Below are 12,820 nucleotides of genomic sequence, written 5' to 3'. Positions count from 1 at the left end.
AGTCTTGGCTCTAAAAATTAAACAAATGAATAAAATCCTACTAATTTTAATCGGTCTCTTGGCCCTGTTGGCAACGAGTTGCAGCAATAGAGAAAAAGGGACATTCGAAGTCGGCCAGAATACTTTTCTGCTGAACGGTGAGCCGTTCGTGGTGAAGGCGGCGGAGTTGCATTACCCGCGTATCCCGCGTGAATATTGGGAGCACCGTATTCAAATGACCAAAGCATTAGGTATGAATACGATCTGTCTTTATATCTTCTGGAATATCCATGAGCCGGAAGAGGGTCAGTTCGATTTCACCGGTAACAGCGATGTGGCGGCTTTCTGCCGGTTAGCACAAAAATATGGGATGTATGTGATCGTACGTCCGGGACCTTATGTATGTGCCGAATGGGAAATGGGTGGATTGCCCTGGTGGTTGTTGAAGAAAAACGATATCAAGCTACGGGATAACGATCCCTATTTCCTGGAACGTACCCGGCTGTTTATGAACGAAGTCAGTAAACAACTCGCCGATCAGCAGATCACCAGAGGGGGTAATATCATTATGTTCCAGGTGGAGAATGAATATGGTGCATACGGCATCAATAAGGAGTATGTTGCCAATATACGCGATATCGTGAAGGATGCGGGACTCCGCGAGGTGCCCCTTTTCCAGTGTGACTGGAATTCCAATTTCGAGAATAACGCACTCGATGACCTACTTTGGACAATCAATTTTGGTACCGGTGCTAATATCGGAGATCAGTTCCGCCGATTGAAAGAACTACGTCCCGAAAGTCCGCTGATGTGTAGCGAGTTCTGGTCCGGCTGGTTCGATCATTGGGGCGCCAAGCACGAAACACGCAGTGCACAAGCGCTGGTAGGGGGATTGAAAGAGATGCTCGATCAGGATATCTCGTTCAGCCTATATATGACACATGGTGGGACAAGTTTCGGACATTGGGGTGGCGCCAACTTTCCCAATTTTTCACCCACCACCACTTCTTACGATTACGATGCCCCCATCAACGAATATGGCAGGGCTACACCGAAATACTACGAAGTACGGAAGCTGTTGGAGCAATATCTTCCCGAAGGGACAGAGTTGGCTCCTGTCCCGGATTCGATACCGACCATTTCAATCCCCGGGTTTGAGTTGACCGAAACAGCAGTGCTTTTCGATAATCTTCCCGAACCGGTAGTCAGTGAGGAGGTGAAGCCGATGGAATATTTTGATCAGGGGTGGGGCAGTATCCTCTACCGCACCAGACTCAAAGAGTCGCCAGACCGCCAGACGCTGGTCATTACCGAGGCCAATGATTGGACGCAGGTGTTTATCAACGGTGAACGGATTGCCACGCTCAATCGCCTCAAAGGTGAAGGTAGCGCTATACTGCCGTCGGTGAAGGAAGGCGATGTGCTGGATATCCTCGTCGAAGCAATGGGGCGCATGAACTTCGGCCGGGGGATATATGACCGGAAAGGGATTACAAAAAAAGTGGAGCTTGTCTCCGAAAAGAGAGTTACGGAACTGAAAGGCTGGGAGGTGTACAATATCCCTGTGGATTATGCCTTTGCAAAAAATAAAACTTATCGGGAAGAGGCCAACATCAAAGGTGCACCCGCCTATTACCGTGCCACCTTCACGCTGGATAAAACCGGGGATACCTTCCTCGATATGAGGAACTGGAGCAAAGGGATGGTATGGGTGAACGGTTATGCTATCGGCCGTTACTGGCATATCGGTCCCCAGCAGGCGCTTTATGTGCCGGGTTGCTGGTTGAAGAAGGGCAGGAACGAGGTGATCGTGCTGGATATGACTTCGCCGGAGAAAGCGACCCTGGCCGGATTGAGAGAACCTATCCTCGATCAGCTCTCTTTAAAAGGTGCTGCCTATACGCACCGGAAGGCGGGGGAAGAACTAAACCTCACAGGCGAGCAACCCTACTATGCCGGTTCGTTCAAGCCGGGCAACGGGTGGCAACACGTCAAATTCGGGAAACAGGAACAGATCCGTTATTTCTGCCTTGAGTCGCTCAATTCACATGGAGGTGATAAATATGCTTCCATGGCCGAACTGGAATTGCTGGGAGAAGATGGGAAACCCGTTTCACGTCAACACTGGAAGGTGGTATATGCGGACAGTGAGGAGACCAACGATGCCAATAATGTGGCCTCCAACGTGTTCGACTTGCAGGAATCGACCTTCTGGCATACCGATTATACCGGCCTTAATCCCGATCATCCGCATCAGATAGTCATCGATCTGGGTGAAGACAAGGTCATCAGCGGATTTTCATACCTACCTCGTCCTGAGTCCGGAAAACCGGGTATGATCAAGGATTATAAGGTATACCTGAAGAAAACGCCGTTTAAGTTAGCACCCTGAATGCTGAATGTGAAAACCGAAGAGTGGTATACTAACTAAGATCGTATGGCTAAAATCGAGTGGGTAATAGATAGTTTCAATCCTATGAGAAAATATTTTTTGATCATCCTTTTGTCGTGTGTATACGCCGGTGTACCCGCACAGCAGGCTAACGGGCCGGTCGTTGACGGGAAGAGCCGCGAAATGGGGATTCAATCTTCCTATGACCTGGTAGTCGATGTGAAGAAACCGGGAGCGGAGATACAACCGACCATGTACGGTTTGTTTTTCGAGGATATCAACTTTGGGGCTGATGGCGGCTTGTATGCCGAACTGGTCAAGAACCGCTCCTTTGAATTTCCCCAGTCTCTGATGGGCTGGAAAACTTTCGGACAGGTAGAGGTACGTACCGACGGTGCTCCCTTTGAGCGTAATCCCCATTATGTGCGACTGGACAATGCCGGGCATGGACATAAACATACCGGTCTGGAAAATGAGGGATTTCGGGGGATAGGCGTGAAGAAAGAGGCTACCTACCGTTTTTCGGTCTGGGCACGTTCCGGCAATGCAACCGCTCAAAAGATCAGGATCGAATTGATCGATGGCGATAACAATCCTTTTGAACGGAAAGAGCTGACAATCGGTTCCGGGGAATGGAAGAAATATGAGGTAATCCTTACCTCGTCAAAGGAAGAGGCGAAAGCCTCACTGCGTATATTTCTCATCTCCGGTGGGCCGGTGGATATGGAACATATCTCCTTGTTTCCCACAGATACATGGAAAGGGAGAGAAAACGGCCTGCGCAGGGATCTGGTAGAAGCACTCAATGAATTGAATCCCGGCCTGTTCCGTTTTCCCGGTGGATGTATCGTGGAGGGAACCGACCTGGAGACACGCTATAACTGGAAAAATTCGGTCGGCCCGGTAGAAAACCGCCCGTTGAACGAAAACCGCTGGCATTATACCTTTGCTCACCGCTTCTTCCCCGATTATTTCCAGACATACGGAATGGGATTCTATGAACTGTTCCTGCTCTCAGAGGATATGGGAGCCGAACCGCTGCCGGTAGTGAACGTGGGGTTATCATGTCAGTACCAGAACGAAGGAGAACATTGCCATGTTCCTGTCGGCGAACTACAGGATTATATTCGGGATGCATTGGACCTGATCGAGTTTGCCAATGGTGCCATCTCGACTACCTGGGGTAAGGTCAGGGCGGAGATGGGGCATCCCGAACCGTTCAACCTGAAATTCATCGGTATTGGTAATGAGCAGTGGGGAGCTGAATATCCTGCCCGGCTGGAAAAATTCATCGAGGCCATCCGTGCACAATACCCTGAAATAAAGATCATCGGAAGTTCAGGGCCACAGGCAGAGGGAAAGGATTTCGATTATCTCTGGCCGGAGATGAAACGGCTCAAAGTCGATCTGGTGGACGAGCACTATTACCGTTCACCGGAGTGGTTTTTGAATCAGGCTGCGCGTTACGACTCCTACGACCGGAAGGGGCCAAAAGTATTCGCGGGCGAGTATGCCTGCCATCCGCAGAGCAGGGAGAACAACTTCGAGTCGGCGTTGTGCGAGTCGGCATTTATGACCGGATTGGAAAGGAATGCCGATATTGTGCATATGGCTACTTACGCGCCTCTGTTGGCGCATGTGGATGCCTGGCAGTGGCGTCCCGACCTGATCTGGTTTGACAACCTGCGTTGTGTGCGTACCCCCAACTACTATGTACAGAAGTTGTACGCACACTATAGAGGTACAAATGTGCTACCCTTTACCCTGAATAAAAAGCCTCTCACCGGGCAGGAGGGTTTGTATGCCTCCGCAGTCATCGATACGGATAAACAGGAGATTATCATAAAGTTAAGCAATGTCTCCAATGAGGATAAAGATATCCGTATCAATATTGAGGGGTTACAACGTAAAATGAAGATAGGGTCGGAAGCACAGGTGGTCCTGTTAAAAGGTGAGGTGGACCGGGAAAACAGGTTGGACAATCCGGATGTCGCTGTTCCGGTAAAATCGGTTGTCAGGATGAACGGAACGGTATTGGAAGCGACGGCGGAAAGTCAATCTTTTAATGTGTATGTGATCTCTTATTGAGATTGATAGGAGATTGAAGGGCGATTGATGGTAAATTAGGGAATATCATAAAAAATAAATAGTATTAATCATATGAAAAAAACGGTTATTATCTTTATTTTCTGTTTTGTGCGTGGATTTGCGATGAGTAGTCAGGAGGAAAATCGCTGGCATATAAACTCTTCGGGAGGCATTACCTGGAATATTGATTCCCGTATTCCGCATAATGACCATATCGAAATGAGTGGAGAACAGATATCCACTGTGCTCAGATATGGAGTGGATGAAAAAGGTAAGTTCTTACTGGAGCGGAGTTTTGTGTGGCCGATGTTGCGTACTATACCCAATAATACCCATGCAAGTCTGATGCGCCGTTTTGGATGGGACATTATAGGGGATATGATGACAATGAACGGAAGGAGAGTTCCTCAGGAAAAGGTGAAGAGCATAACATTGGATGGCGTCATGACCGTCGAGAGCGAATTTGATATACCGCGGAATGGAAAAATGAAACTTATTCGCTATTTGTTCCCCTCTACGAAAAAGGCTGCCTACTGTGAAAAATATGTTATACTTAACGATGGCCAGGAATCAGTTATGATAGAAATTCCGGAAGCCAGGTCGGTGATCAAAACCGATCCTGAAAAGGGTGTGGATGGTGAGTATGAGATTGAAACCAATGTATCGGGAGTGAGGGGACATACACTTGCCCCGGGAGAATCGGTTGTTTTTTATGCTGATTTCAAGGCTTACAAGAAAGGAGAGGCGAGCGATCCCGTCGAGGTTGAAAAAGAATTAACCGGGAGAAGGGCCTTGATAGACGAATTCTGGGATAAATTGATCCTTGAAACGCCCAATCATACGATCAATGCCATGTTTGCTTTCGCCAAGATCCGTGCTGCAGAAAGTATTTATAAAACAGGAGGCGGTTATATGCATGGTCCCGGAGGTGAGTCATATTATGCTGCTATCTGGGCGAATGATCAGGCTGAATATATCAATCCTTTCTTTCCTTTTTTGGGATATGATACCGGTAATAAGTCCGCCTATAATTCTTTCCGGCATTTTGCCCGTTTTATGAATGATGCATACAAGCCTATTCCCAGTTCAATTATTGCGGAAGGAATCGATTTCTGGAATGGTGCGGGAGATCGGGGTGATGCGGCCATGATAGCCTATGGCGTAGCAAGGTATGCTTTGACAAGAGGTGACAGGCAGGAAGCCCTGGATTTATGGCCCTTGCTTGAATGGTGTCTGGAATACTGTAGGAGAAACCTCAATGAGGATGGCGTGGTCGCTTCTGATTCGGATGAACTTGAAAACCGTTTTCCTTCGGGTAATGCGAATCTGTCTACCTCATCCCTGTATTATGATGCGCTGGTGTCAGCGGTTTATTTGGGCAAGGACTTAGGTAAACCCAATGCTCAATTGTCTACCTATAAGAGAGAGTCAAAAGAACTGCGTAAAGCCATCGATCAATATTTTGGAGGAACTGTGGAGGGTTTCAATACTTATAAGTATTACAAGGAAAATGATATCTTACGTTCATGGATATGTATTCCGTTGACGGTAGGAATTTATGATCGTAAGGATGAAACAATAAAAGCTTTGTTTTCGCCCCGTTTATGGACTCAAAACGGTTTGCTCACCGAGGCCGGAAGTGAGACTTTCTGGGATCGCTCCACCTTGTATGCTTTGCGTGGTGTTTTTGAATGTGGGGAGACAGCCAAAGGCATCGATTACCTGTCCTATTATTCAAACCAACGATTGTTGGGAGAACATGTACCATACGCTATCGAAGCCTGGCCTGAAGGTAATCAACGACATCTCTCAGGTGAAAGCGGACTCTATTGCCGTATTATAACAGAAGGTTTATTTGGTATTCGTCCCACAGGTTTGTCTTCATTCACACTCACTCCCCGTTTACCGGAATCGTGGGATAAAATGAGCCTGAAAAAGATAAAAGCTTTTAATAAATCGATTGATATTGAAGTGTATCAATGGGGAGATAAAGTGAAAATAGAAGTATATGCGGATAATAAATTAATCAAATCAATTGTTGAGAAGAAAGGTAAGTCGATAAATGTTGCAATATAATGGATAAAATGTTGCAATGCAAACGCTTAAATAGATTGATAATTATTGATTTTTTTTATAATGGCCGAGGTCTTTATAATTTACTTCTATATATCTTTATTATATAATTTTTTTTTACTTCCTTTGCTGATGTAAATGTTTTTTTACTTATGGCTAAAGGGAGATGTTTCAGTGATTATGTGCCGTGTTACGATACTATTAAAATGAGAATGAACACACTCGACAAGTTCTATGCCCTTGATTTATTGGATGATATTTAGTGGGTGGGGTAATCCTCTCTCCGTAACCAGAAATGTTCAATAAATATCAGTTTGTGTGTAGGTATGTTGCCCAGATAATATACATTATTAATATTTGTTGAGAAGATGATCCTGATTTAGCTTGATTTATAAAAAAATTAACAATAAAAGATCAATAAATGGGAAGCAAAAACAAAAAAACACAATTATCCCTGATGATGTTCTTTCAGTTCTTCATCCAGGGGTCATGGTATGTGACCATGGGCACCTACTTAGGGCAAACACTTCATTTTTCGGGAGTGCAGATTGGGCTGGCATATAGTACGGCTGCCATAGCCGCGATTATATCTCCTGTAATCGTGGGGATGATAGCCGACCGGTTTTTCTCTCCTAATAGGGTGTTGGCATTTTTAAATATTGTAGGGGCACTATTATTGCTTTGGCTGACACAAATCCAACATTTCTCCTTGTTCTTTCCCGTGCTGCTGTTGTATAGCATCTGCTTTATGCCGACGATGTCGTTATGTAACTCCATCTCTTTTGACAACCTGCTGGAACCCTCGAAAGAGTTTTCCCGCATCCGCTTGTTCGGATCGTTCGGATGGATTATTTCCGGAATATTGATCAGTTCAATGAATCTGGAATCGTTGGCAACCCCTTTCATGATCGCTGCGGGGATCTCTCTGCTGGCAGGCTTGTATGCATTCATTCTTCCGTACAAAGCGCCTGAAAAACGTGCTGAAAAGGTGAGTGTCGGTCAGATACTGGGATTCGATGCCTTTAAACTGACGAAAGATAAATCGTTTCTGGTGCTGTTGGTATTCTCTGCGCTGACCTGTATTCCGCTTGCATTCTATGACTCATTCACCAATCTCTTTATCGTCAATGTGGGTATTGACAATGCTGCAGCAGCGATGAGTCTGGGGCAGGTTGCCGAGGTGATTTTCCTTTTCGCATTCCCGTTGATGTTTCTTAAGTTGCGTTACAAGGGAAGTATCGTGGCTGCAATTGTAGCCTGGGTGCTGATGTATGGATTCTTTGCATTGGGAGCATATACGGGCCAGACCGGATTTATTTATGCCGTATTACCGCTCCATGGATTCTGTTTTACTTTCTTCTTTGTTTCGGGGCAGCTGTTTGTAGATGAAAAGGCTCCGTCGTCATTACGCAATTCGGCACAAGGATTGATTGCCTTTGCAACCTATGGGGTAGGGAAGTATCTGGGAACACTGGTAGCGGGAAATGTAGTGCATCAGTACACGACTGCTCAGGGATCATACAACTGGGTATCCGTCTGGACGGTACCCTTTGTGATGGCTGTTGTGATCCTGATAGGTTTTGTGGCGCTGTTCAGGGAAAAAAACAAAACACAAACAGTGTAAATATATTATATAGTAAGTTTTTAAGTATAAAAAACAAATAATTTTTTAATAAATAAGGTTGAATATGAAAAGCAAACAAAATTATGTTTCGAGACATGTTGAACCAATTATTCATCTTTTTTCAGAAATAAAGCTGAGAAAAAATGTGAATATTGTGTTCCTGTTCTTTGTGATTGTACCGTTGTTTTTTCTGAGTTCCTGTAAAGGAGAGGAAGAAAGCGGTGGTGTAGCGCATGATCCGAATAAACCGATCGTACTGACCTCATTTTCGCCTGATTCGGGTCGTATTTCCGAGATGGTGTTATTGGATGGGGATAATTTTGGAACGGATCCTTCCAAGATTCAAGTTTTCTTCAATGTGAAGGAAGCTGCAGTAATCAACTCTACCGGAAAACGCATATTGGCATTGGTACCCCGTCTTCCGGGAGACACCTGTGTCTTAAGTGTGAAGATTGGGAATCAGGAAAAAGAGTATTCCGAGCAATTTTATTACAAAATTGCAGCCTCGGTTACTACTACGGCCGGTAATGGAAATGATCCTGCCGATCCTCCTGTCTATAACGTCGGTTTGGATAAGATCCAATTGGTGCCGGTGTATATTGGAATGGATAAGGATTTCAATATTTTCGTTTCATTGGGGAATGATAACCTGTTGAGGTTAAATGTAGCTGAAAATAGTGCTACCGTTGTGGCTACCGGCCCACAAGGCTACGACCACCGTTGTCCTCCGATCGCTAATCCGCTCACCAATGTACTGCAGACCGGCTCGGAAGATGAACGTGACCGTTTTTGCTTTATGGATCCCAGAACGGGCTGGATACCCAAACTCTATTTTATCAAAGAGTGGAACCGTGGATTTAATAGTGTAACCGGGAAAGAATATGATATGCCCTCCGATGTAAGGCATTATCACTGTCTTGTGAGCGAAGCGGATGGAAACTATTACACTCGTTACCATGACGGACAGTTAGTCAGGATCGATCCGGTAACATGGAAAGCCACCATTATAGGGATGACACCGAGTGGAATAGCCTATGGGATGGCCATGCATCCTATCAATCCGAATGAATTGTGGATCGCCTATTCTTCTGGTGCAGGAGATGTATCCAATAGTATATGTGTTGTGGATGTGACCGATACCAGAGTGGGGAGTGATGGTGTTCGTCTTGCATCGTTCCAAAAACTTTCCGGTGCAACCAACGGTGCACATCGTGATGGACCCTTATCGATTTCCCAGTTCAATCAACCGCGCGGGATCAGTTTTGACGCCGATGGAAACCTGTATGTGGGAGACAATGAGAATCACTGTATTCGTATGATCAATACAACCACCATGATGGTGGAAACGATGATCGGTATACCCAATAATGCAGGATTCAAGGACGGATCGAAAGACGATGCCCTTTTTAGAAATCCTCACGGGATTGTTGTAGATGCTGAAGGTAATATTTTTGTATCGGACTACGGAAATAAAAGGATTCGCAGAATTGCTATTGAATAAACACTAACGGGTAAATTTTTATAATATGCAAAAGATATATTATTTCTTGATTTTTTTCTTCGCGGTGACCTTAGGGGCGTTGGCGCAGGAAACAGTGTATACGATTAAGGGTACCGTTTCGGATAATACGGATGTATTAATCGGTGTAACGGTAACGGTACAGGGTAAAATGGGCGGTGCTGTGACCGACGTAAATGGGGATTTTAGTATTAGGGCGTCGAAAGGCGACAAATTGATTTTTTCCTATATCGGTTATGAAACTTTAGAGTATCTTGTGACGAAAGAGGAAAGCGATTTGAAAATAACGCTTAAAACTGCCGATACACAAATAGATGAAGTAATTGTAACGGCAATGGGTACCCAGCGTAAGATTTCCAGTTTGGCTTCCATATCCTCGGTAACACCGGAGGAACTACAAGTCCCCACCCCTTCGGTCGCCAATCTGTTGGGCGGTCGTGTGGCAGGGGTTATTACTATGGTAAACAGTGGTGAGCCTGGAAAGAACCTTGCCGAATTCTGGGTACGCGGTATCGGTACTTTTGGAGCCAATAGCAGCGCCTTGGTGCTGATCGATGGGCTGGAAGGAAATATCAATTCAATCGATCCGGCAGATATCGAGAGCTTCTCGGTGTTGAAAGATGCTTCGGCTACCGCCGTATATGGTGTGCGTGGTGCCAATGGGGTGGTGCTTATCACTACCAAGCGGGGAGAGACGAACAAGTTGAGCCTCACGGCAAGGGTTAACTATTCGATTTCCCAGATACGCCGTTTGCCCAAATACCTGAGGGCCTATGATTATGCCTTATTGGTCAATGAGGCCAAAGAGGTACGTGGTGAAGATCCCACCTATAACGATATTCAATTAAATGTGATTCGGGATGGACTGGATCCCGATTTATACCCGGATGTCAGCTGGCAGGATGAGATGATCCATAATTTATCATTAAAGCAAAATTACTATGTGAGTGCGCGCGGTGGAGGAAACGTGGCAAGATATTTTGTGAGTTTAGCTGGTTCGAATGAATCCGCCGCCTATAAAGTGGAAAAAAACAATCCTTATGCTTCCAATACAGGCTATAACACCTACTCTTTGCGTTTGAACTTGGATATCAATCTAACTAAAAATACCTCTCTCTATTTTGGTTCGGAGGGTTTTATTTCAGTAAATAACCGTCCGGGACAGGTCAATACCGATTTTATCTGGCAATCGCAGGCCAGCCTTACTCCTTTGATTTTTCCTGTACATTTTTCCAACGGCCAGCTTCCGGCTGCCGGAACAGATAGCGGTATGTCTCCCTATGTGTTGATTAATCACACAGGTAAAACTTCTATCAATCACAATAGTAGTATGTTCACCATAGCTCTCAATCAAGATCTGGGGCATATTACCGAAGGGTTGAGGATAAAGGCGCAGGGTGCCTATAATCGTAATGGTGATTTTACAGAAATGCGTTTTACCTTTCCGGCTCTGTACAGAGCAATCGGACGTAATTCAAAAGGAGAGTTGTTGACACGGGAACAGGTAGCGAGAAGTGCTTCCGATATATATGGTAGTTCACAAGCCCAGTGGAGAAAATTTCATTTTGAATCTACGCTGAACTACGACCGGGTATTCAATGATGATCACCGTGTGGGTGGATTGGTCTATTATTATCTGAGTGATCAGCAGGCTACCAATCAAATGACTTACGATGAAAGTGCCAATTTAAGAGCAAGCCTTGCCCAGATCCCTAAAAGATATATGGGATTATCAAGTCGTCTGACTTATGGATTTAAGGATACATATTTGTTAGACCTTAACTTCGGGTATACCGGTTCGGAAAACTTTATTCCGGGCAAGCAATTCGGATTTTTCCCATCTATTGCTCTTGGTTGGGTACCTACAGGGTATAAATTTATGCAGGATAACTATCCATGGATTAATCTGATTAAATTCAGAGGAACCTATGGTACGGTAGGGAACGACCGTATCGGTGGAGACCGGTTCCCTTACCTGAACCGTGTTTCCGAGGGGTATGCCAATGTATGGGGTGCCTCCACTTCGGTGGAACGAGTAGGTATTTCCCGTGTGGGTGCCGATAACCTGATATGGGAGGTTGCAAAGAAAGCGAATCTCGGTATTGATCTCGCGTTTCTTAATAGCAAATTGACGGGAACAGTGGATATATTTAAAGACCGTCGTGATGGTATTTTCCAGCCACGTGTACAGGTTCCCGATTTCGTGGGGTTACCCAATATGCCTTACGGTAATGTGGGTAAGATGGAAAGTTGGGGTACAGACGGTAACGCTGCTTATACGCATATCATCAACAACGATATGGATTTTACCGTGCGTGGCAATTATACCTTTGCACAGAATAAGATATTAAACTATGAGAAGACCTATGATGAGTATCCATACCAGGATTATACGGGATTGCCCGATAATGTATGGCGTGGACTTCAGTGTCTTGGCTTCTTTAAGAATGAAGATGATATAAAGTACAGCCCTAAACAAAGTTGGGGAGAAGTAAAACCGGGTGACCTGAAATATAAGGATATCAACGGTGACGGTAAAGTTGATGATAACGATAAGGTTCCTATCTCTTATAAAGAAATGTATCCTCAACTGATGTATGGATTCGGAGGTCAGTTCCGCTATAAAGATATCACCGTGGGAGTTTTATTCAGGGGTACCGGTAAAGTGGATTATTATCGGAATAACACGGGATATATTCCTTTTAATGAAGGAGAAAGGGGTAATGTGCTGGTACAGTTTAATGATCCATCCACGCGTTGGATTCCGAAGGCATATGTGGAAGCGCATGGAATGGATCCTTCGTTGGCAGAGAATCCGAACGCTCAATTGCCCCGTCTTCAATATGGAAATAACTCCAATAACACGCAATTATCTGACTTCTGGAAAGGTGATGCCCGTTATTTGCGCCTACAGGAGGTGACCATCAACTATAATCTGAGAAATAATTTCCTGAAACAGATTGGTATTGGATCGTTGGATTTACAGCTGGTAGGAAATAATCTATATATATGGGATAAGGTGAAAATATTTGATCCCGAACAGGCCCATAAAGTTGGGCGTGTTTATCCTATCCCTGCTATATATTCTTTTCAGATGTATGTGAATTTCTAAATAACAGGAAGGCATAATTATTACAAATAGATA

General features: G+C 45.0%; 6 protein-coding genes. All 6 read left to right on the top strand.

Going from position 1 to position 12,820, the window contains the following annotated elements; genetic code table 11:
• The first annotated feature begins 25 nt into the window (after positions 1-25).
• The 6 genes from VB073_RS11805 (at position 26) to VB073_RS11780 (ending at position 12,787) form a co-directional block, all read left to right on the top strand.
• Positions 26-2,371, top strand: coding sequence for a beta-galactosidase (locus VB073_RS11805; RefSeq protein WP_323404382.1), 2,346 nt, complete (start codon positions 26-28; stop codon positions 2,369-2,371).
• 183 nt (positions 2,372-2,554) lie between these two features.
• Complete coding sequence (locus tag VB073_RS11800) at positions 2,555-4,459, top strand: alpha-L-arabinofuranosidase C-terminal domain-containing protein (RefSeq protein ID WP_323404441.1); 1,905 nt, start codon at positions 2,555-2,557, stop codon at positions 4,457-4,459.
• A gap of 72 nt (positions 4,460-4,531) precedes the next feature.
• Complete coding sequence (locus VB073_RS11795; RefSeq protein WP_323404381.1) at positions 4,532-6,535, top strand: hypothetical protein; 2,004 nt, start codon at positions 4,532-4,534, stop codon at positions 6,533-6,535.
• 418 nt (positions 6,536-6,953) lie between these two features.
• A complete protein-coding gene (locus VB073_RS11790; RefSeq protein ID WP_323404380.1) occupies positions 6,954-8,156 on the top strand; it encodes an MFS transporter in 1,203 nt (400 codons plus the stop codon).
• 64 nt (positions 8,157-8,220) lie between these two features.
• Entirely contained in the window at positions 8,221-9,657 is a 1,437-nt protein-coding gene (locus VB073_RS11785; RefSeq protein WP_323404379.1) for an IPT/TIG domain-containing protein, read from the top strand.
• A gap of 25 nt (positions 9,658-9,682) precedes the next feature.
• Complete coding sequence (locus VB073_RS11780; protein WP_323404378.1) at positions 9,683-12,787, top strand: TonB-dependent receptor; 3,105 nt, start codon at positions 9,683-9,685, stop codon at positions 12,785-12,787.
• Positions 12,788-12,820: the final 33 nt, after the last annotated feature.

The organism is Proteiniphilum sp. (genome assembly GCF_034927365.1).
Classification (GTDB): domain Bacteria; phylum Bacteroidota; class Bacteroidia; order Bacteroidales; family Dysgonomonadaceae; genus Proteiniphilum.
Note: the sequence above shows the minus strand (reverse complement) of the source record. Positions and strands in the feature narration are given on the sequence as shown.